The 23,892-nt window shown below is 57.1% G+C and carries 27 protein-coding genes and 1 pseudogene; 19 read left to right on the forward strand and 9 right to left on the reverse strand.

What is annotated here, in order from left to right:
* The first annotated feature begins 18 nt into the window (after window positions 1–18).
* The 9 genes from GOW93_RS17795 (at window position 19) to GOW93_RS17835 (ending at window position 8,217) form a co-directional block, all read left to right on the forward strand.
* Window positions 19–2,151: a RelA/SpoT family protein gene (locus GOW93_RS17795; RefSeq protein ID WP_170387235.1), complete on the forward strand. Its 2,133-nt coding sequence runs from the start codon at window positions 19–21 to the stop codon at window positions 2,149–2,151.
* A gap of 16 nt (window positions 2,152–2,167) precedes the next feature.
* On the forward strand, window positions 2,168–2,866 hold the full coding sequence (locus tag GOW93_RS17800) for a DUF2062 domain-containing protein (protein ID WP_170387237.1): 699 nt from the start codon (window positions 2,168–2,170) through the stop codon (window positions 2,864–2,866).
* Complete coding sequence (locus GOW93_RS17805; RefSeq protein WP_170387239.1) at window positions 2,859–3,605, forward strand: pyridoxine 5'-phosphate synthase; 747 nt, start codon at window positions 2,859–2,861, stop codon at window positions 3,603–3,605. Before GOW93_RS17800 ends, GOW93_RS17805 begins: the two co-directional genes overlap by 8 nt.
* A 39-nt stretch (window positions 3,606–3,644) precedes the next feature.
* Window positions 3,645–4,622, forward strand: coding sequence for an NADPH:quinone reductase (locus GOW93_RS17810; protein WP_170387241.1), 978 nt, complete (start codon window positions 3,645–3,647; stop codon window positions 4,620–4,622).
* Window position 4,623: 1 nt separating this feature from the next.
* Entirely contained in the window at window positions 4,624–5,043 is a 420-nt protein-coding gene (gene acpS, locus GOW93_RS17815) for a holo-ACP synthase (RefSeq protein WP_170387243.1), read from the forward strand.
* 57 nt (window positions 5,044–5,100) lie between these two features.
* Window positions 5,101–5,937, forward strand: coding sequence for a signal peptidase I (gene lepB / locus GOW93_RS17820; RefSeq protein ID WP_170387245.1), 837 nt, complete (start codon window positions 5,101–5,103; stop codon window positions 5,935–5,937).
* Window positions 5,934–6,614, forward strand: a complete 681-nt coding sequence (gene rnc, locus GOW93_RS17825; protein WP_170387247.1) for a ribonuclease III — start codon at window positions 5,934–5,936, stop codon at window positions 6,612–6,614. The genes lepB and rnc overlap by 4 nt, the downstream gene beginning before the upstream one ends.
* A gap of 368 nt (window positions 6,615–6,982) precedes the next feature.
* The gene (gene era / locus GOW93_RS17830) at window positions 6,983–7,891 is read left to right on the forward strand and encodes a GTPase Era (RefSeq protein WP_170333705.1); all 909 of its coding nucleotides are present in this window, start codon (window positions 6,983–6,985) and stop codon (window positions 7,889–7,891) included.
* The gene (locus tag GOW93_RS17835; RefSeq protein WP_170387249.1) at window positions 7,888–8,217 is read left to right on the forward strand and encodes a DUF1491 family protein; all 330 of its coding nucleotides are present in this window, start codon (window positions 7,888–7,890) and stop codon (window positions 8,215–8,217) included. Before era ends, GOW93_RS17835 begins: the two co-directional genes overlap by 4 nt.
* A 108-nt stretch (window positions 8,218–8,325) precedes the next feature.
* On the opposite strand, the gene GOW93_RS17840 is transcribed toward GOW93_RS17835, so the two are convergent.
* Window positions 8,326–8,577, reverse strand: coding sequence for a hypothetical protein (locus GOW93_RS17840; protein WP_170387251.1), 252 nt, complete (start codon window positions 8,575–8,577; stop codon window positions 8,326–8,328).
* Between the two features lie 167 nt (window positions 8,578–8,744).
* Between GOW93_RS17840 and recO the strand changes: the two genes are divergently transcribed.
* Window positions 8,745–9,470, forward strand: coding sequence for a DNA repair protein RecO (gene recO / locus GOW93_RS17845; RefSeq protein ID WP_170387282.1), 726 nt, complete (start codon window positions 8,745–8,747; stop codon window positions 9,468–9,470).
* On the opposite strand, the gene GOW93_RS17850 is transcribed toward recO, so the two are convergent.
* The 3 genes from GOW93_RS17850 to GOW93_RS17860 all read right to left on the reverse strand — a co-directional run bounded on the left by GOW93_RS17850 (window position 9,454) and on the right by GOW93_RS17860 (window position 12,303).
* Complete coding sequence (locus tag GOW93_RS17850; RefSeq protein ID WP_170387253.1) at window positions 9,454–9,846, reverse strand: META domain-containing protein; 393 nt, start codon at window positions 9,844–9,846, stop codon at window positions 9,454–9,456. The genes recO and GOW93_RS17850 overlap by 17 nt on opposite strands.
* 31 nt (window positions 9,847–9,877) lie before the next feature.
* Complete coding sequence (locus tag GOW93_RS17855; protein WP_170387255.1) at window positions 9,878–10,432, reverse strand: hypothetical protein; 555 nt, start codon at window positions 10,430–10,432, stop codon at window positions 9,878–9,880.
* A 179-nt stretch (window positions 10,433–10,611) separates the two neighbouring features.
* On the reverse strand, window positions 10,612–12,303 hold the full coding sequence (locus GOW93_RS17860; RefSeq protein ID WP_170387257.1) for an acyl-CoA dehydrogenase family protein: 1,692 nt from the start codon (window positions 12,301–12,303) through the stop codon (window positions 10,612–10,614).
* A gap of 145 nt (window positions 12,304–12,448) precedes the next feature.
* On the opposite strand from GOW93_RS17860, the gene GOW93_RS17865 reads away from it, so the two are divergent.
* Window positions 12,449–13,216 (forward strand): sulfite exporter TauE/SafE family protein, encoded by a 768-nt coding sequence (locus tag GOW93_RS17865; protein WP_170387259.1) that lies wholly within the window; start codon window positions 12,449–12,451, stop codon window positions 13,214–13,216.
* Here GOW93_RS17865 and GOW93_RS17870 read toward each other — a convergent pair.
* From GOW93_RS17870 to GOW93_RS17880, 3 genes are all read right to left on the reverse strand, one after another.
* Window positions 13,213–13,677: a hypothetical protein gene (locus GOW93_RS17870; protein ID WP_254443673.1), complete on the reverse strand. Its 465-nt coding sequence runs from the start codon at window positions 13,675–13,677 to the stop codon at window positions 13,213–13,215. The two genes, GOW93_RS17865 and GOW93_RS17870, sit on opposite strands and share 4 nt — an antisense overlap.
* A gap of 111 nt (window positions 13,678–13,788) precedes the next feature.
* The gene (locus tag GOW93_RS17875; RefSeq protein ID WP_170350384.1) at window positions 13,789–14,079 is read right to left on the reverse strand and encodes a hypothetical protein; all 291 of its coding nucleotides are present in this window, start codon (window positions 14,077–14,079) and stop codon (window positions 13,789–13,791) included.
* A 363-nt stretch (window positions 14,080–14,442) separates the two neighbouring features.
* Window positions 14,443–16,041 carry a phosphoenolpyruvate carboxykinase gene (locus GOW93_RS17880; RefSeq protein WP_170387261.1) on the reverse strand — a complete coding sequence of 533 codons (1,599 nt, stop codon included), beginning with the start codon at window positions 16,039–16,041 and terminating at the stop codon, window positions 14,443–14,445.
* Window positions 16,042–16,388: 347 nt separating this feature from the next.
* Here GOW93_RS17880 and GOW93_RS17885 point away from each other — a divergent pair, with 347 nt between their 5' ends.
* From GOW93_RS17885 to GOW93_RS17915, 7 genes are read left to right on the forward strand one after another with little or no spacing between them, the layout of a single operon-like run.
* Entirely contained in the window at window positions 16,389–17,093 is a 705-nt protein-coding gene (locus tag GOW93_RS17885; protein ID WP_170387263.1) for a response regulator transcription factor, read from the forward strand.
* A gap of 32 nt (window positions 17,094–17,125) precedes the next feature.
* Complete coding sequence (locus GOW93_RS17890) at window positions 17,126–18,841, forward strand: sensor histidine kinase (protein WP_438826202.1); 1,716 nt, start codon at window positions 17,126–17,128, stop codon at window positions 18,839–18,841.
* Window positions 18,842–18,845: 4 nt separating this feature from the next.
* Window positions 18,846–19,316, forward strand: a complete 471-nt coding sequence (locus GOW93_RS17895; protein WP_170387264.1) for an HPr kinase/phosphorylase — start codon at window positions 18,846–18,848, stop codon at window positions 19,314–19,316.
* Window positions 19,313–20,194: an RNase adapter RapZ gene (gene rapZ, locus GOW93_RS17900; protein ID WP_170387266.1), complete on the forward strand. Its 882-nt coding sequence runs from the start codon at window positions 19,313–19,315 to the stop codon at window positions 20,192–20,194. The genes GOW93_RS17895 and rapZ overlap by 4 nt, the downstream gene beginning before the upstream one ends.
* Window positions 20,191–20,598 carry a PTS sugar transporter subunit IIA gene (locus GOW93_RS17905; protein ID WP_170387268.1) on the forward strand — a complete coding sequence of 136 codons (408 nt, stop codon included), beginning with the start codon at window positions 20,191–20,193 and terminating at the stop codon, window positions 20,596–20,598. Before rapZ ends, GOW93_RS17905 begins: the two co-directional genes overlap by 4 nt.
* A 2-nt stretch (window positions 20,599–20,600) precedes the next feature.
* Window positions 20,601–20,870, forward strand: coding sequence for an HPr family phosphocarrier protein (locus GOW93_RS17910; protein ID WP_170387270.1), 270 nt, complete (start codon window positions 20,601–20,603; stop codon window positions 20,868–20,870).
* A gap of 39 nt (window positions 20,871–20,909) precedes the next feature.
* Window positions 20,910–21,809 carry a lysophospholipid acyltransferase family protein gene (locus GOW93_RS17915; RefSeq protein ID WP_170387272.1) on the forward strand — a complete coding sequence of 300 codons (900 nt, stop codon included), beginning with the start codon at window positions 20,910–20,912 and terminating at the stop codon, window positions 21,807–21,809.
* Window positions 21,810–21,903: 94 nt separating this feature from the next.
* On the opposite strand, the gene GOW93_RS17920 is transcribed toward GOW93_RS17915, so the two are convergent.
* Window positions 21,904–22,779 carry a 3-hydroxybutyryl-CoA dehydrogenase gene (locus GOW93_RS17920; RefSeq protein ID WP_170387274.1) on the reverse strand — a complete coding sequence of 292 codons (876 nt, stop codon included), beginning with the start codon at window positions 22,777–22,779 and terminating at the stop codon, window positions 21,904–21,906.
* A 163-nt stretch (window positions 22,780–22,942) separates the two neighbouring features.
* On the opposite strand from GOW93_RS17920, the gene GOW93_RS17925 reads away from it, so the two are divergent.
* Window positions 22,943–23,761 carry a DUF6473 family protein gene (locus GOW93_RS17925; RefSeq protein ID WP_254443674.1) on the forward strand — a complete coding sequence of 273 codons (819 nt, stop codon included), beginning with the start codon at window positions 22,943–22,945 and terminating at the stop codon, window positions 23,759–23,761.
* 60 nt (window positions 23,762–23,821) lie between these two features.
* On the opposite strand, the pseudogene GOW93_RS20800 reads toward GOW93_RS17925, so the two are convergent.
* Window positions 23,822–23,892, reverse strand: a pseudogene (locus GOW93_RS20800) (electron transfer flavoprotein subunit alpha); the annotation flags it as partial.

Below are 23,892 nucleotides of genomic sequence, written 5' to 3' on the forward strand. Positions count from 1 at the left end.
CACGAAGGTGCGGACCGGATGATTTCTGCTGACGATTTGATTGCGCTGGTCCGCAATTATAACCCCAAAACCAATGCTGACCGCATCGCTCGGGCCTATGAGTTCGGGATGCAGATGCATGAGGGGCAGTTCCGCCACTCTGGCGAACTTTATTTCACCCACCCCGTTGCTGTTGCCGCCATCCTGACAGAACAACGTCTGGATGATGCGACCATCATCACGGCGCTGTTGCACGACACGATCGAAGACACCAAGGCCAATTACGGCAAGGTGTCAGAGTTGTTCGGCGATGAGGTCGCCAAGCTGGTTGATGGCGTCACCAAGCTGACCAATCTGCAGCTTTCCAGCCGCGAGACCAAGCAGGCCGAGAACTTCCGCAAGCTGTTCATGGCCATGTCCAAGGACCTGCGGGTCATTCTGGTCAAACTTGCCGACCGTCTGCACAACATGCGCACGATCAAGGCGATGCGCCCCGAGAAGCAGATTGTCAAAGCGCGTGAGACGATGGATATCTACGCGCCGCTGGCAGGCCGCATGGGTATGCAATGGATGCGGGAAGAGTTGGAAGACCTTGCTTTCCGCGTGCTTAACCCCGAAGGCCGTCAGTCGATCATCCGCCGCTTTATCACTCTGCAACGCGAAACCGGCGATGTAATCCATCGCATCACCGGCGACATGCGCCACGAGCTGGAAAAAGCCGGGATTGACGCAGAGGTGTTCGGACGCGCCAAGAAACCCTATTCCATCTGGCGCAAGATGCAGGAAAAGGATCAGGGCTTTTCGCGCCTGTCCGATATCTATGGGTTCCGCATCATCACTCAGACCGAGGAAGACTGTTACCGGACGCTGGGCGCGATCCATCAACGCTGGCGCGCGGTGCCGGGGCGGTTCAAGGATTACATCAGCCAACCGAAATCGAACGGATACCGCTCGATCCATACCACCGTGTCGGGGCGTGACGGCAAAAGGGTCGAGGTTCAGATCCGCACCCGTCAGATGCATGACGTCGCCGAAACCGGTGTGGCGGCGCATTGGTCCTATCGCGATGGTGTACGCTCGGAAAACCCCTTTGCCGTCGACCCGGCCAAGTGGATCGCCAACCTGACCGAACAGTTTGACAGTGAGGATGATCACGAAGATTTCCTCGAAGCCGTCAAGCTTGAGATGTATTCGGACCAGGTGTTCTGCTTTACGCCCAAGGGCGATGTGGTGAAACTGCCGCGTGGTGCAACGCCGATAGACTTTGCCTATGCCATCCACACCCGCATTGGTCACGCTTGCGTGGGCGCCAAGGTAGACGGCATTCGCGTGCCACTGTGGACCCGGATCAAGAATGGTCAATCGGTGGATATTATTACTGCTGATGGGCAGACCCCTCAGGTCACATGGCTTGAGATCGCGGTTACAGGCAAGGCTCGCACCGCCATTCGCCGCGCACTGCGCGAAGTGGATCGTGAGCGGTTCATCAAGCTAGGCAAAGAACTGGCGCGTTCCGGGTTCGATCACGTGGGCCGCAAGGCTACTGACAAGGCTCTGGACACCGCTGCGAAACACCTGCGTTTGAAAGATCGGCATGAGCTGCTGGCCCGTCTGGGCAGTGCCGAGCTGACGGCACATGATGTGGTCAGCGCGGTCTACCCCGAACTGACACAGGACGAAGGCGATGCCATTTCCCCGCGCCGTGCGGTGATCGGTCTGGAGCCTGGACAGAAATTCGATCGCGCGCCCTGTTGCCAACCGCTGCCGGGCGAGCGCATCGTCGGTATCACCTATCGTGGCAAGGGCGTGGTTGTGCATGCCATCGACTGTGATCGCTTGTCTGATTACGAAGGCGAACCCGACCGTTGGGTCGACCTGCACTGGCATTCGGGCACCCATCCGGCCGTCTACGGGGTTACGCTGGATTTGACCATCGGCAATGACGCCGGGGTTCTGGGGCGCATTTGCACATTGATTGGCGAGAAAAAGGCCAATATCTCGAACCTGGAGTTCGTTGATCGCAAACCGGATTTTTACCGTCTTCTGATCAGTGTCGAACTGCGCGATCTGGAACAGTTGCACTCGCTGATGCTGATGCTTGAGGCAGAAAGCGATGTGGCCGCGGTCGAGCGCTACAGAGACAGGGAAAAAACCGCGGTTGCGGCTGGCTGAGAAGGGGTGATCAGGAGTGGTTTTCAAGCGCCGAGACCGACGCTCGCCCATTCGGATCGCTTCGGAATTTGTCTATCCGCGCGGCGGCTGGACCCGTGCCTTTCACTACGTCAAACATCGCATCCGGCGGCTGCCAGATACGCCTGAGCGTATTGCGCGTGGGGTCGGGGTCGGGGTGTTCACGGCATTCACGCCATTTTATGGTTTGCATTTCGTGGTTGCCGCTGTGCTTAGCCGGATCTTCAATGGCAACCTGCTGGCGTCGCTCAGCGGTACATTCTTCGGTAACCCGCTAACCTATGTCCCTATCGGTGTTGTCTGTCTGCAGATAGGCCATTTCATTCTCGGCGACGATTTTGAAGAAGGTGAGACCCACGGCCTGATGGACAGTTTTGTCCAGGCGTTAGGCGATTTGAAAAACAATTTTGTCGCCATGTTCACGGACCATGTAGCTGACTGGAGCGGGCTGAGCATTTTCTATGACGAAGTGTTTTTCCCCTGGCTGATCGGAGGTATCTTTCCGGGGATTATCGGGGGCTTCATTTGCTACTACCTCAGTCTTCCTTTGGTGCGGACTTATCAGCAGCGCCGCCGCGCCCGGATCAAAGCGAAATTCGATGAAATCAAACGTTTGGCCGAAACCAAGGCTGCCGTTCCGGTAACAAAACCTCTAGGCTCGGACCGGAATTCGGGAAAGGAATCAAGCGATGTCTGACAACCACCTGCGTCTAGGCGTGAATATCGACCACGTGGCCACCGTGCGTAACGCGCGTGGCGGTGCCTATCCCGATCCGCTGCGGGCCGCTAAGCTGGCCGAAGAGGCGGGCGCCGATGGCATAACGGCCCACCTGCGCGAAGACCGTCGCCATATCTCGGACGCTGATATTGACGGGCTGATGGAAGTCCTCTCGGTCCCGCTGAACTTTGAAATGGCCGCCACACCCGAGATGCAGAAGATCGCCCTGCGCCACAAGCCACATGCGGTTTGCATCGTTCCCGAAAAGCGCGAGGAGCGCACCACCGAAGGTGGTCTTGAAGTCGCGCGCGAGGAAAACAAGCTGGCCCATTTCATCGCCCCTCTGCGAGAGGCCGGGTGCCGCGTGTCGATCTTCATAGCTGCTGATCAGCGCCAGATCGAAGCTGCCCACCGCATTGGAGCAGAGGTGATCGAACTGCACACCGGCGCCTATTGCGACGCCCATGCCGAAGGCCGCATGGACGAGGCCGTGCGAGAGTTGGAAAGCTTGCGTGAAATGTCTGCATTCGCACATTCGCTCGGGTTGGAAGTCCACGCTGGTCACGGCCTGACCTATGACACGGTGCAACCTATTGCGGCTTTCCCCGAGGTGCGCGAGTTGAACATTGGCCACTTCCTGATCGGCGAGTCGATTTTTCGCGGACTTACCCCAGCGATTGTCGAGATGCGGCGCCTGATGGATGAGGCGCGGGCCTGATCGTACAGCAAAGCCAACGGCAGGCGACGAGGTAACGCCATGAAAGCAATCACATATCGTAACTTTGGCCCGGCAGAGGACGTGCTTGAGCTTATCGATATGCCGGATCCAGAGGCTGGACCAGGCGAAGTTGTGGTTCAGGTCAAAGCTACCGGGATCAATCCATCAGACGTTAAACTGCGTGGTGGCGCGCGGCCCGGTGCGGTGATGCAATACCCAATTGTCATTCCACACTCGGATGGTGCCGGAGTTATTGTGTCCGTTGGCCCGGATGTCGACCCCTCACGGATTGGTGAAAGGGTCTGGATTTGGAACGGTCAATGGCAACGCGCGTTTGGAACCGGTGCTGAATTTATTGCTTTGCCGGCGGAACAAGCTGTAAATTTACCGGAATCCACCAGTTTTGCTGAAGGCGCGTGCTTTGGGATTCCGGCGATGACCGCGTGGTACAGCTTGTATTCTGATGGGCCGATTGTGGGCAAAACAATTCTGGTAACCGGCGGTGCCGGAACAGTGGGGCGTTATGCCTGTCAGATGGCTGCACTCGGCGGCGCTCGGGTCATCACTACGGTCAGTTCACAGGAGAAAGCAGCTCACTCTGGTGCAGCCGAGTTTGTGAACTACCGCACCCAAAACGTAGCCGAGACCGTGTTTGATATGACCAATGGCACGGGCGTTGACCGCATTGTCGAAGTGGATTTTGCCGCAAACCAGGATGCGTCGCTGGCTTTGATCCGGCCGGGCGGTACTATCGCAAGCTATTCATCCGCGTCTGAAATGCGCCCGGAGTTGGATTTCTACGGCTTCATGTTCAAGAATATCCACCTGCATATGTTGATTGTTTATCAACTGGACGCTGACGCACGACGCAGGGGCGAGGCTCAACTGCGAGAATGGCTGGAACAGGGTGTATTGAACCATGCGGTTGTACCTGCTGGGGAATTGGCCGACGCTGCTACAGCCCATAGGATGGTCGAAGCCGGAGAAAAGATGGGTACCGTGGTTCTGGAGGTGTGAAGTGATCCTGGGTATCGGTACAGACCTAGCGAATATCGACCGGATTCAGGGTACGCTCGATCGCTTCGGTGATCGGTTTCGCAACCGTGTTTTCACCGAAACAGAACAGAGCAAAGCCGAGCGTCGCGCTGATACCGCGGGAACCTATGCCAAACGTTGGGCGGCGAAAGAGGCATGTTCCAAGGCGCTGGGCACCGGTCTGCGCATGGGCATTGCGTGGAAGGATATGGCGGTCACCAACCTGCGCACCGGACAGCCCGTGATGCATGTCACCGGCTGGGCTGCCGAACGTCTGAAAGAGATGACACCCGAGGGGCATGAAGCGATCATTCATGTCACGCTGACGGACGACCATCCCTGGGCACAGGCCTTTGTGGTGATCGAGGCGCGTCCGCTTCAAGATCACGCCACGCAGCCTTGACTTGCCCCCATTGGCCCCGCATGTAGCACTCCAACAATCAAAGGACCGGAGAGCAGTATGGCCGAGGACGTCAAAACCGGAAATCCCGTGTGGGAGACGATCAAAACCATCGTTTATGCCCTGTTGATCGCAGGCGTTTTCCGCACCCTGTTCTTTCAGCCGTTCTGGATCCCGTCGGGCTCGATGAAGCAGACCCTGTTGATCGGGGATTTCCTGTTCGTCAACAAAATGGCCTATGGCTATTCCTACGCCTCGTGCCCCAGCCTGATCATCCCCAGCGTTGGCCTGAATGTGGACGCCGAGGATGTCTGCGGCTGGATGAAAGGCGACAACTCCCGCATATGGGGTGGTGAGCCTGAGCGCGGTGATGTCATCGTCTTCCGCCACCCGGTCACCGGGCGGGACTATATCAAACGTCTGATCGGTCTGCCGGGCGATCGCATTCAGGTGCGTGACGGCCAGCTCATCCTGAATGGTACCCCAGTGCCGCAGAAGCCGGATGGGGTTTTCACCGAGGTCGCCGCACCACAGGGTCCACAGCGGCTGCGCCCACGCTGCGAAAATGGTCCGGTTGGTATCGGCGCCGTTTGTGAAAAATCCCGTTATGTCGAAACCCTGCCCAATGGTGTTTCGTATGACGTGCTGAACATCGGCAATCAGGGTTCGGACAATACCGGCATCTATACTGTCCCCGAAGGCCACTATTTCTTTATGGGTGACAACCGCGACAACTCCAGCGACAGCCGCCTGCCGCAATCTGCGGGTGGGGTGGGCTATGTGCCATATGAAAATCTGATTGGCCGGGCTGATCGGATCATGTTCTCGTCCGCTGGCCGGTCGATGCTGTTCTTCTGGACTTGGCGCGGCGATCGCTTCTTCAAGGCTGTGAATTGAAGCTCTCGGCTGAAATAAAGGCGTTCCAGCAGCGTCTAGGGTACGAATTCACGAGCCCCGAACTGCTGGTGCGCGCGCTGACACACGGGTCGGTCTCGTCATCGACCCGGCCCGACAACCAACGGCTAGAGTTTCTGGGCGATCGGGTATTGGGCCTTGTCATGGCAACCGCACTGCTTGAGGCTGACAAGAAGGCATCCGAAGGCCAGCTGGCTCCTCGGTTCAACGCGCTGGTTCGCAAAGAAGCCTGTGCAGATGTAGCTCGTCAGATCGACTTGGGCGCGGTTCTGAAACTGGGCCGATCCGAGATGCTGTCCGGCGGCCGCCGCAAACAGGCACTGCTGGGCGACGCGATGGAGGCGGTTATTGCCGCCATCTACCGCGATGCCGGTTTCGAAGCCGCCCGTGATGTGATCCTGGCGCTATGGGGGGATCGCATTCACACGGTCGAGGCCGATGCACGAGACGCCAAAACCTCGCTTCAGGAATGGGCGCAAGCTAGGGGGCAAAAACCGCCATCTTATATCGAGGTCAAACGCAGCGGCCCTGATCACGCACCAGTCTTCACCATCTGCGCCCGACTGCAAGACGGAACCGAAGCCCAGGCGACAGCCGGGTCAAAACGCCAAGCCGAACAGGCGGCGGCCAAAGCGCTGTTAGGCAACCTGACGAAATAACCCAGCCATTCTGCTCGGGATCCCTCTTCATCTGGCTAAAAATACCTCGAGGGGTTTGGGGGGCTGGCCCCCCAATTGGTTGCCGGTTCTCGCAGCGTGAAGCTGGCAAGCTGGACAATCAGTTCGGATGACACTGCAACCAAACCAAGACTGCCCATACCTTGTGTAGCGGCAGTGGCGCCGCTGCCTCTTAGAAACTCAGGCCGTTCAATGCTGACTCCAGGGGCCGGAACTCAACTGGCTTCTTTCGGAGTATCGTGCGGCAACCCTGTCACCTTAAACGCATGGCGGTATTGCGACAAATCCCTCTGGCCCACGGTGGCTTTCTGCTATAGGGGTGCGCACTTGCAAACAGGATCGCAGGACACATGACCACACGCGCCGGATTTATCGCCCTGATCGGAGAGCCCAACGCAGGCAAATCCACCCTTTTGAACCGTATGGTCGGGGCCAAGGTCTCGATCGTGACGCACAAGGTACAAACCACCCGCGCGCGCATTCGTGGCGTGGCAATGGAGGGCGACGCGCAACTGGTCTTTGTCGACACTCCTGGCCTGTTCAAACCCCGCCGCCGTCTGGACCGTGCCATGGTCGCAGCCGCCTGGGGCGGCGCTGCGGATGCTGATGTCGTCGTTCTGATGGTCGAGGCCCACCGTGGTATCACCGAAGGGGTCGAACGCATCCTCGAAGGTTTGGAAGAGATCGGGCAGGGCCGCACCATCGCGCTGGCGATCAACAAGATCGACAAGGTCCCGAGCGAGAAGCTTCTGGCGCTGACCAGCGACCTGAACGCACGCTATCCATTTGCCGAAACCTTCATGATCTCCGCTGAAAAGGGTTACGGCGTCGATGATCTGCGGGCTTGGCTTGCGGCGGAACTGCCCGAGGGCCCGTGGCTTTACCCCGAAGATCAGATCGCCGATCTGCCCCTACGTATGATCGCAGCCGAGATGACGCGCGAGAAATTGACCCTGCGCCTACATCAGGAACTGCCCTACCAGCTGACGGTCGAGACCGAGAACTGGGAGGAGCGCAAGGACGGTTCCGCCAAGATCGATCAGGTCATCTATGTCATGCGCGACGGTCACAAGGGCATCGTTCTGGGCAAACGCGGTGAGACCATCAAGGCCGTCAGTCAGGCAGCTCGGGCCGAACTGGAAGAATTTCTCGACCGCAAGATTCACCTGTTCCTGCAAGTGAAAGTCCGGCCGAATTGGCTGGAGGAGTCCGAGCGTTACTCGGAAATGGGGTTGGACTTTAAAGACGGCAACGCATGACCCGCCTGACGGCTGAGTTTTGGGTCCATGCCTATCTGGCGCGGCTACGGTTTCAGGAGATTCCGGCCTTTGTTGTCGCCCACGGAGACGACACAGCAGGCGCTGTTCTGGTCAAGCTGAACACGCTTAATGGTCAAGCGATTGCATTCCAACGCAGCTTTGACCTGATGAGCGGTGAGCGCAAATGGGTCGAACTGTCCAGCGGACCAGAGACTGACGTAGACAACGCAATCCAACGCCAGCGGAGTTTTGATCCTGACCTCTGGGTGATTGAGGTCGAAGACCGAGAAGGGCGGCACTTGTTGGGCGAAGAGGGGCTTGAATAGGAACCTCGCAGCGTCGAAGTGTTTAGCTTCTGCTGATAGAGTTCGACGCGCTGGCCAGAACCAACGCGTCGTCAGAAACGGTTAGTATTCTCTGCCTCGTCTGAGGCTTTATCGATTGCCTTTTTTCCCACGCGATACTTGCTGGCCGGAAACCTCTCGCGATCCTGCATTTCCCCAGCCGCTGTCGCCTTTTGCCGCATTTTTTCCACTGACTGTGGGAGCGGCTCCTCCGATACCAGGTGTTGACGAAAGCGTATCAGCCATGTTTCGAGCAGCACTTGCGTTGCTGTTTTCCGAACCCGCGTTTGCAAGGCCAGCAGTGACAACAAGGATCGTTACCGAAGACAATAGATGGCGCATTTTTTCCCTCCCAAGTTTTAACTACAAATTAGATACGGAGGGACACGCTAAGTGGATCATTCCCACTTTCGAAAAACAAAAAATTGCTACGTGCAGGCTTTGTCCTTGCAGAAGCGCATGGGTTGCGATTGAGTTTTCTAAATCTTCTTGAAAGAGTTGAGGAAGCATTGGACTGGCGCGATCACGGTATACTTCTGAGTTCCCGTCGCCATGGCGAGACATCGGCGATCATTGAGGTTTTTACCGAAGGTCACGGACGTCACGCGGGCGTGGTACGTGGCGGAACCAGCCGCAAAATCGCTCCCATACTGCAACCGGGGGCGCAACTGGATGTGCTCTGGCGGGCGCGGCTAGAGGAACACATCGGCACCTTTCAGGTTGAGCCGCTACGATCCCGCGCGGCGGCGGCGTTTTCGGGGCGGCTAGCGCTGGCGGGGTTGAATGGGGTAGTGGCGCTGCTCTCATTCTGCCTTCCTGACCGGGAACCTCATCCGGCGATTTACAAGCAAACCGAACAACTGATGGACCTGCTGGGGCAGGATGACATCTGGCCGCTGGCTTATCTGCGCTGGGAGCTGGCGCTGCTTGAGGAATTGGGATTTGGCCTCGACCTGTCAGCTTGTGCCGTGACAGGGGCGACAGAGGGATTGGTCTATGTGTCACCGAAAACCGGTCGAGCAGTCAGCGCCAAAGGGGCAGGGGAATGGGCGGACAAGCTGTTGCCTCTGCCGCCCTGCTTGCGCGGCGAAGGAACCGCGCCGGACGCCGAGATCTCCCAAGGCTTAAATACCACCGGCTATTTTCTGAAGCACCATCTGGCCCCGTCATTGGGCCATCATCCATTGCCCGAAGCGCGGGCGCGGTTCTTGGACCAGTTCACTCGACGGCTGTGAACACCATTTCGTGGCCGTCGTCATTGCGCAGGATCAGTACATTTCCAGACACTTCGGATTGGGTCATGGCCATGAGAGCAGCAAAATAGAACCCTTCGGACTCGAGCCCGGAACAAGTGGCGCGCGTGGCGGCCAGATCCTGTATTTCGAACCACGGATAAGGCGCGTTCAGGGTTCCGCTATAGCTGTTGCAGGGGGCGTTGCCCTCGATCCGGCCCTCTTCTGGAAAACGCAGCAATGCGCTGGCCTCGAAAGGTTGGCCGTCGATTTCCTGCAGCGCCCATGTCTGATCGGCCGCACCATACGCAGCCACGGTTTCATCCTTTTCGCATTGAAACAGGGCGAGCAGAGGAAGGGTCAGAATCAGGCGTGTCATAAATAGGAATTAGACCAATTGAAAGTTGGCGTCAGTAAGGGTTTTCACCGTTCAGAAGCGCTTTGCGTACCTCCAGGCGGGGTTTCCAGTTGTACCGCGTGTCCTCGCGCATCGGAGCCCAGTACAGGGTGCCGCTGTTGCGCCACGGGTCCAGAATAAGGCCATCATACATCGAATCCCCCTTGGCGCTGATTGCAGCCGAATGGTGGATGATACGAAATGCAGTTGGCGGGGAAGTGGCCCAGTGCAGATCCAATGTGCGGAAGTTCTCTTGCTTTAGACGTGTGGTCATGGCCTGAGCCCAGTCATTGCAGAGGCCAAATTCGCGAAAGCCGTTGATAACCTTGGCGTTGTGGATGATCGCCGAGTCGGTGACGTTCCATTCCTTCTTCAACTGCTGGGAATAGGAGTAAGCGATGGTTGCGGCCTTCTGCGCCTCGACCGGATCGACTTCTGGCCCCAGCGCCCGAATGGTCTGCGCCAGAGCGTCGACATCGCTCTGAGTTGCAGTGGGCTTGGAAACAGCGCAACCGCCAAGCGCGAGAAGGGCAAGAGCCGCCCAAAGTGTAAATAGTCGTCTGCTCATTCCAAATGCCATTATTTTTCCAAAGCCTGTTAGCTGCCCTAGCTGGAATTCTGTCAGAGTTCAAAGAAGATGCCGTAGCTTCGGCGGATTTGCCCGATCTTAGTGTGGTTTGGGGTGGTTATAGAAAAAGACCCGGCGCAAGGCCGGGTCAGTTGGGGAAACAGGAGTGCCGAAACCGGTCAGCCCAGCAAACGCCGCGCAATAACCTGTGCCTGAATTTCGGCAGCACCTTCGAAAATGTTCAGAATGCGCGCGTCGCACAGGACACGGCTGATTTTGTATTCCAGCGCGAAGCCATTGCCGCCATGGATTTGCAATCCGTTGTCAGCTGCCGCCCAAGCCACACGTGCGCCCAACAGCTTGGCCATCCCGGCCTCAAGGTCACAGCGCTGACCATGGTCCTTTTCCCAGGCCGAGAAATAGGTCAGCTGGCGCGCGATCATGATTTCTACGGCCATCATTGCCAGCTTGCCCGAGACGCGGGGGAAGTTGATCAATGATTTACCAAACTGTTTGCGGTCTTGCGCATATTGCATGGCGATATCCAGCGCGCTTTGCGCCACGCCGATAGCGCGAGCAGCGGTTTGGATCCGGGCGGATTCGAAGGTTTCCATCAGCTGTTTGAAGCCTTTGCCTTCCTCGCCACCCAAAAGGTTCTCACCCTTCACGTGGAATCCGTCAAAGCCCAACTCGTATTCCTTCATGCCGCGATAGCCCAGAACTTCGATCTCGCCACCGGTCATGCCGGGGGTTGGGAAGGGGTTCTCGTCGGTGCCCGGTGTCTTTTCCGCCAGGAACATCGACAGACCACGGTGGTCTTTGCTGTCCGGGTTTGTACGGGCCAGCAGGGTCATCACATGCGTCCGTGCGGCGTGTGTGATCCAAGTCTTGTTGCCGGTGATTTTATAATCGCCATTCTCATCCTTGACGGCGCGGGTGCGCAGGCTGCCAAGGTCGGAACCTGTGTTTGGCTCAGTGAAAACAGCAGTGGGCAGAATCTCGGCGCTGGCCAGTTTTGGTAGCCAGTTAGCTTTCTGCTCATCAGTGCCGCCGGCGATGATCAGTTCTGCCGCGATCTCGGAACGGGTGCCAAGCGAGCCAACACCGATATAGCCACGCGACAGCTCCTCGGAGACTACGCACATCGAGGCTTTGGACAGTCCGAAGCCGCCGAATTCCTCGGGGATAGTCAGGCCGAAGACACCCATCTCAGCCAGTTCCTCGATGATTTCGATCGGAATCAGCTCGTCCTTCAGGTGCCATTCATGGGCGTTCGGTTCGACCTTTTCCTGCGCATAGCGGCGGAACTGGTCGCGGATCATCTCCAGCTCTTCATCCAGACCCGAGGCGCCGAACATCGTGGATCCGGCCTGTTCCTCCATCAAGGCCACCAGTCGCGTCCGGGCAGCCTGAGAGTTGGCTTGCGCCATCAGCGTCTGAATTTCGGTGCTTTGGAAGCCAGACAGCGCATCCCAGCCGAGGCCCATATCCTGCAGGCGCACGACCTCACCCTGGTTCATCGGGATGCCGCCCGCAATCTGGTGCAGGTACTCACCAAAAGCGATTTGGTGCAGCAACTGTTCCATCTCACCGAATTTGCCATCCGCGTTCAAGGCATCGGCCCAACGCTGCATCTGCTGCAAAGACTGGTTGTACGTTGCCAGCCATGACAGGCCATGCGCTGCGGTCTGGTGCGCCTCAATCAATGCGCCAGAGACCCGACCATCGTCGGTAACCATTGCGCGGACTGACTCGCGGGCGCGTTCGAACACCGTTTCCACCGCAGGCAGCGCCGCGCGGGTCAATGTTAGAAGGTCGGGCAAAATCGCGGATGTCGTCATCTGTGTCATATCCTGTCCGTCATGTGCCATGAATCAGGTCCTTATCTGGTGTCGTCTGGTCATATCATGCTGCACGTGCAGCGCAACAAAAATACGAATCATGCCGTTAAAAAGTTCGAAAATTGCGTTGACGATTTTGCAGTGCAGCGCGCGTCAACAGTGCTATGACGGACGTATGGCGTTGTTTTCATTGTTCACTCCTCAGGACTTACTGTTGGCCACTTCTGTCGCTTTTGTCGCGGGGTGGGTCAAAGGTATGGTTGGGTTTGCCATGCCGATGGTGCTGGTTTCCGGGCTGAGCATGTTCCTGCCGCCTGATATTGCGATTGCCGGGTTAATCCTGCCCACATTGGTTACCAACGGCGTTCAGGCATTGCGTGAAGGTTTTGCGGCTGCGGTTTCCGCGATCAAGCAGTTTCGCGTTTTCCTGATTGTTGGGCTGGTGTTCTTGCTGCTGGGGGCGCAGTTGGTCAGCGTTGTGCCGACACAGACTTTTTTGCTGATAATCGGAGTGGCGGTTACAGTTTTTGCGCTGATACAGGTGCTAGGTGTGGGGCTGAAGCTCAGCAATCCGTCGGCACGAATCGAAGTGATGATTGGCGCCATAGCCGGATTTGTGGGTGGGATGTCGGGCATTTGGGGGCCTCCGACCGTTGCTTATCTGACGGCGCTGAACACACCCAAGGCAGTGCAGATGCGGGTGCAGGGGGTGATCTATGGGTTGGGTGCGGTGGCACTGTTGTTAGCCCATCTGGGATCCGGCATCTTAAGCTCCAAAACAGCACCGTTTTCGGCAGTTCTGATAGCACCGGCGCTTGCAGGGATGTGGATTGGTCTGCGGTTGCAATCGCGAATTGATCAGGTGGTGTTTCGTAAGGTGACGCTGCTGGTTCTGCTCGTCGCGGGTGTGAACCTGTTACGGCGGGGACTGTTTATAGGTTAACGCCGCTTGTCCACGAACCGGAATGTGAAATGCAGGCCCAGCATCAGAAAAAACAGACCCGAGATGTCGCCGATCAGATACGCGACATATTCCACCCGCGCACTTCCGAAAGCCAAGTTGGTCAGGCTTGAAACCAGGAATGAGGTGATGATCCCGATCCCCATGATGCAGGTCCAGCACGGTTTGCGATCCGGTCGGGGGAACAGGTCCCACCCTGCCCATTTGCATAGGTAGAACACCGCTGGAACGGTCGTGACGGCAATGGTCATGGCCATCAAACGGTTTGGCAGAAAGACATCGCTGCCTCCCAGGGCGGCGAAGACCAGAAAAACTCCGGGCAGCAATGCAAATATCGCTCTCCAGCCCAACAGCCATGCTGACAGAACCCGCACGCCGTGCGGCAGGAAAAGCAGACTGGCCCGACTGGGATACTCAGGAAAAAACACGTTTTGGAGCGGCATCAGAACCTCAAACGTGAGGTAAGATGCCACGACATAGGCCAAAGAGGCGAAGAGCGTGTCAGTAGCCCACCTGCGCACGAGTATCAGCCAACACTGCGCAGGTTGGAGGCGTTACTTGGGGGCATGAACGATATACCGTCCCCGATTGGCAGTACCGCTTTGCGATAAGTACCCTTTTTGAACCAGCGATTTCAGCGCGCGGAAGAAAGTCGGGCGCGAAACGCTTTGAACCAGCGTGTGCTCGATAAGTCCGAAGGTACGGACTTCATCGTCAGACTTGGACAGTTCTTCGGCCGCGTAGTAAATGTCACGCTCTACCGGAGACAGCTGCTCAAGGCCCAAGGTCCGTTCCATGCTTTGCATTAGTTTGCGCAGTTCGGTCAGTTTTGAGATTTCAGTCATCGTCTACCTGCTAATCCGTGCCAACAGTCGCTGTCCGGAGACGCACTTAAAGATGCCGAGTAGTTATCGGCTTCATTAAGGTCTCATGTTGACACTCATCCCCTTTGCTTTACACTTGTCGTATCATTAGGCGGCTCAACGTGCAGATGTGAGTGGTTGCTAGAGCTACCCAAAGGTTTTTCTACTTCCCGCCCGGTGCGAAAGCGCCGGGCTTATTTGTTGCTAATGGTGTTGCAGAATGCCCGAATCGGACCAACCGAGCAACGAATTTGTGGCTTTAGTCTGCATTATGCAACCAGGAGTAGAGGAATTCGTTCAGGCGCCCAAAAACGAAAAAGGGGGCGATGCCGCCCCCTTGAACTCTTAACCGATAGCGACGGCTTTGATGTCTTCGTCGATGAACGGAAGATACTGTTCAAAATTTTCTGCGAACATCTGCACCAGCTTCTCAGCCTGTTTGTCGAACGCGGCCTGATCATCCCAGGTGCGGCGCGGATCCAGTAGAACCTCGGCAACACCGGGCACCGCGACCGGCACGTCAAAGCCGAAATTGGCGTCCTTGCGGAATTCAGCATCGCGGAGCGAGCCGTCCAGTGCCGCAGTCAACAGCGCGCGGGTCGCCTTGATCGGCATCCGCGAGCCAACGCCATAGGCACCACCGGTCCAGCCAGTGTTGACCAGCCAGCAGGTGGCACCGTGCTGGGCGATCTTGTCACGCAGCAGGTTGCCATAGGCCTCGGGGCGGCGCGGCATGAATGGCGCGCCGAAGCAGGTCGAGAATGTAGGCTGCGGTTCGGTAACACCACGCTCGGTCCCGGCCACCTTTGAGGTGAAGCCCGACAGGAAGTGATACATAGCTTGCGCTGGGGTCAGACGCGCGATCGGAGGCAGCACGCCGAACGCATCACAGGTCAGCATGATGATGTTCTTCGGGTGACCACCCAGAGCACTGCTGGATGCGTTCGAGATATACTCAAGCGGGTAGGCACAGCGCATGTTTGCGGTCAGCGAGTCGTCGTCGAAATCCAGCTCTTTGGTTTCGGGGTCGAAGACCATGTTCTCGATCACGGTGCCGAATTTCGAGGTCGTTGCATAGATCTCGGGCTCGGCTTCGGCGTTCAGATTGATCGTCTTGGCATAGCAGCCGCCTTCAAAGTTGAAGGTACCGCGATCCGACCAGCCATGCTCGTCATCACCGATCAGTGTGCGCGCCGGGTCCGCGGACAGCGTGGTCTTCCCGGTGCCAGACAGGCCGAAGAACACGGCGGTGTCGACCGGGTTGCCAACAGCGTGGTTGGCCGAGCAATGCATCGGCATCACGCCTTTTTCTGGCAGCATGTAGTTCAGCAGGGTAAACACGGACTTCTTGTTCTCACCCGCGTACTCCGTGCCACCGATCAGGATTAGCTTGCGGTCGAAATTCAGGGCGATCACCGTCTCGCTGCGGCAGCCGTGTTTGGCCGGGTCAGCCTGGAAGCTGGGGCAGTTAATGACGGTGAAGTCAGCGATGAACTCGTTCAGGTCCTCACGGTCCGGACGGCGCAGCAGGTGACGGATGAACAGGTTGTGCCAGGCCAGTTCGGTGACCATGCGCACGTTGATCGAGTAAGCCGGGTCAGCGCCGCCAACCAAATCCTGCACGAAATAGTCGCGGCCTTTCATGTGGGCCAGCATGTCTTCGTACAGTGCGTCAAAGCCTTCGGGGCTCATCTCGGCGTTGTTTTCCCACCAGATGGTTTCGGCAACGCTGTCGGTTTTGACGACGTGTTTGTCTTTGGGAGAGCGGCCAGTGAACTTGCCGGTGGTGACCAGAAAGGCGCCGCCATTTCCAAGCGTGCCTTCGCCGCGCTTGAGCGCCTCTTCAATCAACGCCGGTTCCATGAAGTTGTAATAGACATTTCCCAGACCCTCGATGCCCTGATCTTCGAGGCGGAATTGCGGGTTAACCCGTCCAGATGTCATGTGTGTCTTCTCCTGTGGCGGCGCTGCGGTGTTTGGGTCGCGTGCGCTCTTGGGGCAGTGTGCCGGAAAGGCCCGGCGGCTGGGCGCGTCTTATCACGGTCGTTTAGGGCATGAACAGGACGGTTTGGCGCAGTTAGCGCAACCAAGTTCAAGTTTAGCGCCATCACGAATTTCCTGCCGGAAAACGAGGCGCTTTTTCGCGCGCATTAACGGCTTTTTTGCCGCAGCTGTGTGACAACAATCGCACGATTCGCAGATACGGATTGATTCGCAGTCCTAAAAACGCCAACAATGCCCTACTAATAAGCGAAATATTGCATGAGTGAGCAGGAATAGGGGTAATCCCGATGTCAAAGATTGCATTGGTGGACGACGACAGAAACATTCTGACGTCTGTTTCCATGACGCTCGAAGCCGAGGGTTTCGAGGTGGAAACCTATAACGACGGGCAAGCGGCGCTGGACGCTTTCAATAAGAAATTACCGGATATGGCCGTTCTGGATATCAAGATGCCGCGCATGGACGGCATGGATTTGTTGCAACGGTTAAGACAAAAAACCCAGATGCCGGTGATCTTTCTGACTTCGAAAGACGATGAGATCGACGAAGTACTGGGTCTCCGTATGGGCGCGGATGACTATGTGAAAAAGCCTTTCTCGCAGCGTCTGTTGGTTGAACGCATCCGCGCGCTGTTGCGCCGGCAAGAGGCAACCTCGGGTGATGTAGCAAACGCCAACACCGGCGACACAAAGGTAATGGAACGTGGTGAACTGCGGATGGACCCCTTGCGCCATGCAGTTAGTTGGAAGGGAAACGACGTCTCTCTGACTGTGACCGAGTTCCTGCTGTTACAAGCCCTGGCCCAGCGCCCTGGTTTCGTCAAAAGCCGGGACCAGTTGATGGATGTCGCCTATGACGATCAGGTCTATGTCGACGACCGGACCATCGACAGCCACATCAAGCGCCTGCGCAAGAAAATGCGTGCCGCAGATTCTGAATTCTCAGCCATCGAAACGTTGTACGGTATCGGATACCGGTACAACGAAGAGTAAGCTTAATCGCTTAAAAGGGGTAATCGGGTCTCGTGCGCGATACGGAACAAGTCAGCGAAATGCGGGACGGTGATATCGTTCTTGGGGATGACTGGGTCATCCCTCAAGAAACCGATTCATCCGAGTCGCGCGCAACGCGTCGCCGTAACCTGTTTTCGCTACATGGTTCACCGCTGGCGCGCAAAATCATCACTTTTAATCTGGTCGCGCTGGTTACTCTTGTTACCGGGCTTCTTTACCTTGACGATTCCCGTGGCGAGCAGGTCCAGCAGACAGCGCGTAACCTGATCGGGGACGCGCGGCTGGTCACCAACGTTTTCGAAGCACAACTGCGCCAGAAGTTATCCGATGGAGCACAGGACGCGGCCGCGCTGGATGTTAAAGAAACACTTGATGGACTCAGCCTTCCCGATGGCGGCGAGGTTTTTGTTTATGACGCAAGTGGCACACTTATAGGATGGACGCGCGGGGCATTCGCCTCATCTGACATGCCGGTCCTAATGCGGTCAGAAGCAGAGGTTCCCACTGGAAGTACATTGATAAGCGATGCGCTGAACGCAGTGTGGACAGGTCTTTCTCGGGTATTTGCGGGTTCCGTTCGCGAAGATGCGCCTACACTTGCCCAGCGTGTGCAAGAGATCGTTCCGCTGGCATTGGAAGGCAAGATGCATGTTCGGGCTGTTCAGGACGAACTCGGCCAGACCGTCATCGCAGCAGCCGCGCCTGTATTGTTGAATGGACAGCCGGTTGGTGCAGTGGCCATGGCTGGACCTGCGGGGGAAATTGACGCCATCGCCCGGCGTGAACAAGAGCGCATTCTGCAGATGTTCGTCGTGGCACTGTTGGTGTCTATCGGGTTGAGCCTTGTGCTGGCTTCGACAATTGCCAACCCTCTGGCCGACCTCGCTTCGGCTGCTGAGACGGGCAAAGATCGAGGCGTGGGTGTCAATCCCGGCCGCATCCGAATTCCGGATCTTAGCGCGCGTCCGGATGAGATCGGTCGGCTGAGCCGTGCGCTGCGGGGAATGGTAACGGCGCTCTATAATCGTATCGACGCCAACGAACAGTTTGCAGCTGACGTGGCGCACGAGATCAAGAACCCGTTGGCCAGCCTTCAATCGGCCGTTGGCACCTTGCGCATGGTTAAACGGGACGATCAGCGCGAAAAGCTTCTGAGCGTTATTGAACACGATGTGCGGCGGCTAGACCGTCTGGTCAGCGACATTTCCAATGCCTCGCGCCTTGATGCCGAATTGGTCAAGGAAGAGGAGCAGCCCTTTGACTTGCTAAAATTGCTCGGCAATATCGGTCAGTATCTGGGTGAAGACGCTCGGGCCAAGGGAATCGAATATATCACCGACTTGCCGTCTCAACCGATCATCGTGAACGGGCTTGAGGCGCGCCTGGCGCAGGTTTTTGTCAATCTGATCACCAACGCAATTTCCTTCTGCGAGGAGAATGACGCAATTCGTGTCTGGGTGCGGCGGCGTGAAGATCGCGTCTTGATTGTGGTTGAAGACACGGGTCCAGGTATTCCCGAGCAAGCATTGACCAAAGTATTCAAGCGCTTTTATTCAGAGCGTCCGGTCGAACATTTCGGTAACAATTCGGGGCTGGGGCTGGCGATCTCGAAACAGATTGTCGAGGCCCATGGCGGTGTTATTTGGGCCGAGAATATCCGCCCGACCGAGGCAGATATAACGTCCGACCCGCAAGGCGCGCGCTTTGTCGTGGGACTGCCCGTGTAGACGCATGAGTGGTCAGAGCCTCTCGGATTTTCAACATCAGGACAGTGCCATCCTCCACGCAACCTGCGTTGCCGTAGAAGGGCAGGGTGCGCTGATTGTGGGGCGTTCGGGGGCGGGTAAATCTGCGCTGGCCTTGCGGATGATGTCGCTAGGGGCGAAGTTGGTTGCGGATGATCGGGTGTCCCTTCAAAGGGCCGATGACAAGGTCGTGGCAGACGCAGCACCCAACCTTTGCGGCCTGATCGAGGTGCGAGGCGTTGGACTGCTTCGTGCTGAAACTGCAGGTCAAACGCCAGTCAGCTACGTGGTGGACCTGGATAAAACCGAGACGGCCCGCCTGCCTGAGCCGATAACTATCGATGTGTTGAGGCAATCTGTTCCCTTGCTAAGGGCTGCGGGCATCCCCAATTTGGCAGAAGCGCTCATGCAGTTGCTAAAGATGGGACGAGTGGATCCGGAATGGCCCAGCACATGACACCGCAAAGGCGTATAGTTCTGGTTACCGGCCCTTCGGGCGCGGGCCGTTCAACCGCAATCCGTGTTCTCGAAGATCTGGGTTTTGAGGCCATCGACAATTTGCCCATGGGGCTGTTGATGCGTCTGCTTGATGGCTCACAGAGTGATCGTCCTATGGCCTTGGGCATAGACGCGCGCAACCGTGACTTCTCGACGACTGGGTTCATTGAGCTTGCGGTCGGGTTGCGACGAATGGAACAAGTCGACCTGACGACGCTGTACCTCGATTGCAGTGATGAGGTGTTACTACGGCGCTTTTCTGAGACCCGCCGGAGGCACCCAGTCGCCACTGATGCTAGTCCGGAAACCGGTGTGCGGCAGGAAAAAGAGCTGTTGGCACCGATCCGCGAGATTGCGGACACTTTGATCGACACCAGCCCGCTGAACGTTCATCAACTGCGTGAAGAGGTTGAGCGCTGGTTCGCTCCGCAAGGCGGGCGGCATCTGGCAGTCTCCATCGAATCCTTTTCGTATAAACGCGGGCTTCCGCGAGGATTGGACATGGTGTTCGACTGCCGGTTCCTGGCCAACCCATACTGGAGACCCGAATTGCGGGCGGAAGATGGTCGAAACCCGGATGTGGCGCGCTATATCCAGACCGACGCAAATTATGCTCCATTTTTCGAGAGGGTGGTTGATCTGTTGAAACTCTTGTTGCCGACCTTCCGGGCAGAAGGCAAAGCACACTTGTCAGTGGCCTTTGGGTGTACCGGCGGGCAACACAGATCGGTGGCCATGGCAGAAGCGGTCGCAAAGGCCCTTGCGCAAGAGGGGCAGCAAGTGGCAATTAGGCACCGCGAAATGGAACGTCGATCGTTGAATGTGAGGCCGGATTGATCGGGATTGTACTCGTAGCACATGGTGGGTTGGCCAAGGAATATCTGGCAGCCATGCAGCATGTGGTTGGAAAGCAGCCCGGCCTGATCGCAATTTCGATTGAGGCCGATCATGACCGTGAAGCCAAGCAGGCAGAAATCTGCGCGGCGGCCGACAGTGTTGATGTCGGGGATGGTGTGGTTGTGGTGACTGATCTGTTCGGAGGCAGCCCATCGAATCTGAGCCTGCGTGCCTGCACCCCGCAGGATCGCCGTATCCTGTACGGTGCCAACCTGCCTATGTTGATCAAACTGGCCAAAACCCGCCACCTGCCCATCGCGGATGCAGTGCGGCAGGCGATGGAGGCTGGACGCAAGTATATCAATGCGCAAAATGTGACATTAGAAGAAGACCGGACTGATTAAGAATGACCAACCGAAGCTTGAAAATCATTAATGAAAAAGGTCTGCACGCCCGCGCCTCTGCCAAGCTGGTTGAAGTGGTCGAGGGCTTTGACGCACAGGCCGAAGTATCCAAGGATGGGTTTTCTGCATCTGGCGACAGCATTATGGGTCTTTTGATGTTGGCAGCCTCACGCGGAACGACTATTGACGTCGAGACGTCCGGACCGGATGCTGAGGCGTTGGCTGATGCGTTGGAAACCTTGGTGAACGACAAGTTCGGGGAAGGGTACTGACGTCATCTGCCTCACGACGAAGAACGGGAATACCAGGAATTGGCGGAAACAGCGCACGAGACGAAGACCGGCCCGGTGGCGGATGGGACCACTGATCAGGGCGAAATCTACGATCGTAGAACCCTGACCTATGCAAACTCGTTCGATGACGCTTGGACCTCGACGGCCATTCGCGCGATCGAATGGTGTACCGGCAAGCTGACCATCCTGCGTATGGTCAACAAGTTCGAGAAGAAGAATGAATATTATCGGGGTCAGCGGTTCTGGGGCGGCGCGCTCGAGATCATGGGGATCAACCTGACCACACCGCAAGAGCAGATTGCGCGTATTCCGAAAGAAGGGCCTGTGGTCGTGGTAGCCAATCACCCTCACGGTATGGTGGATGGTATGATCCTGGCCGAACTTATTGGCAAAGTGCGCAGTGACTATCGGATTCTGACCCGCTCAGTCCTGACTGGGCTGGATGAGGCTGCGACCTCGTTCATGATCCCTGTGCCTTTCCCGCATGACCCCGAAGCGCAAAGCAAAATGCTAGAGATGCGCGGCAAAGCCATGGACCACTTGAAAGAGGGTGGTGTTGTTGCCCTGTTCCCATCGGGTGTCGTGATGTCCTCGGACGATTGGTTCGGCCCTGCGCAAGAGCGGGAGTGGAACGTGTTCACGGCTAAAATGATCCGCCGTTCCGGGGCACGCGTGGTGCCGATCTTCTTTCCCGGCAGCAACTCACGCGCCTATCAGATTGCCAACAGGATTTCCCCGATTCTGCGGCAGGGCCTGTTGCTGCATGAGATCGTGCGGTCATGCCATAAACCTCAATCTCCGTTCATCGGTGACCCGATTTCTGACGAGGATATGCAATTGCTGGAGCGTGATCCGCGCGGCTTCATGGCCTGGCTCAGAAAGCACACATTGTCGCTGGGGCAGTCCCTCAAAGGCTGATCCGCCTCTTCATCTGGCCGAAAATATCCCAGGGGTGAGCCCGGATAACATCCGGGCGAGGGGGCTGGCCCCCTCTGCCTTACCGCATCCTGCCTTAACGAGTCGGAACCGGAACCTCGCCCCGATAGTCATAAAACCCGCGCTCGGTTTTGCGGCCCAGCCACCCAGCTTCGACATATTTCGTCAGTAGCGGGCAGGGGCGATATTTGGTGTCTGCCAACCCTTCATGCAACACGTTCATGATCGCCAGACAGGTATCCAAACCAATGAAATCCGCCAATTCCAGAGGCCCCATCGGGTGGTTCGCGCCCAGTTTCATCGACTGGTCGATGGATTGCACGTTTCCGACGCCTTCATAAAGGGTATAAACCGCCTCGTTGATCATCGGCATTAGAATACGGTTGACGATAAAGGCGGGGAAATCCTCGGCACTTGCAGCGGTTTTGCCAAGGCGATCAACGACGGCCTTGCAGGTGCTGAAAGTCTCTTCATCAGTGGCGATGCCGCGGATCAGTTCAACCAACTGCATCAGGGGCACAGGGTTCATGAAGTGGAAGCCCATAAAGCGCTCGGGTCGATCCGTGCGGCTGGCCAGCCGGGTGATCGAGATAGATGAAGTGTTTGAGGTCAGAATCGTATGCGGCTGGAGATGTGGCTGAAGATCCTCGAATATTGCCTGTTTGATCGTCTCGCGCTCGGTGGCGGCTTCAATCACCAAATCTGTCTGCCCCAGTTCAGGCAATGCAAGCGTGGTCTGGATACGACCAAGCGCGGCCTGCATCGCCTCTTCGGTGATTTTCCCGCGTGAGGCCTGACGCGCCATGTTGCCCTCGATCGTGGTCAAAGCAGCCTCAAGCGCGTCCTGATTCACGTCATTCAGTAGAACGTCATACTCCGCCAGGGCTAGGACATGGGCGATACCGTTGCCCATCTGACCTGCGCCAATAACTCCGACTGATTTTACGTCCATTTTCTGATGCCTCTGTGCCAAGGGATTGAGGGAACAGTACTGGCAGATCGGTAGGGGCGGCAAGGGGATCAGGCGCATCGAATTTGCTTCAAATGCGCACATTAGGATTTTCTCAAGACATGGGGCTGCAAGATGGCAACTGGGTGAAAAATGGGTGAGTGTTATGAGCTATCATCAAACAGGCTCGGCGGGTGCCGGGCATGCAGTATGCCAATATGGTGAATCACGTCTTTGGTTCCGTGGCCCAGAGCGGTCGCTGGACACAGCCTACATAGGCTGTTTCGGCGGAGATGAGACCTATGGGCGGTTTGTCGAGAGTCCTTATGCGGCGATTCTTGAAAACCGGCTGGATCGGCGCTGTCTGAACTTTGGCAGCCTCTTCTGCGGGGTCGAGGCGCTGTGCGGCGACGCTGGGCTGTTCAACCTGATGAACGGGGCCAAGCTGTGTGTTCTGCAGGCCCCCGGTGTTCTGAGCCAGTCGAATCAATTTTACCGGGTTCATCCCCGGCGCAATGACAGGGTTCTGGCGCCAACTGCTGCCTTGGTCGACCTTTATCCTGAGGTCGACTTCACCAATGTGCATTTCGTGGGGCATCTGATGCGCTTGCTGCAAGGATATCAGGACGCTCGCTTTGAAGTAGTGGCTGACGAACTGCGCCGCAATTGGGTGCAGAAAATCAGCACTTTACTGCAAAAGCTGGATGCGCCGGTTGTTCTGTTGGCCCTGAAGGTCCTGCAAAACAAAGACGACGTTCCGACCGAAAGGGGGCCGGTCACTGTCACGCAACAGATGCTAGACGTCGTTCGCTCGTTCACTCGGGAATGTGTCGAACTTTCTGCCTATGTGTCCGGCCAATCTGACGAGATCGAAGATATGCTGTTCGGCACCCTGCAGCAGCCAATGGCTGAGCATATGATCGGCCCTGCGGCGCACAAATCCATCGCGGATGCACTGGCAGGGCCGATCTGGGACCTCCATTGAAAAAGGCCCGCCATTTGGCGGGCCTTTTAAGATACTTCTTCGAAACGGCTCAGGCTGTGATCAGCCCAGTTTCTCGGTCAGTTCCGGCACGGCCTGGAACAGGTCGGCGACCAGTCCGAAGTCGGCGACCT

Origin of the sequence: Ruegeria atlantica, from assembly GCF_013032455.1 — a bacterium.
Lineage (GTDB): Bacteria > Pseudomonadota > Alphaproteobacteria > Rhodobacterales > Rhodobacteraceae > Ruegeria > Ruegeria atlantica_B.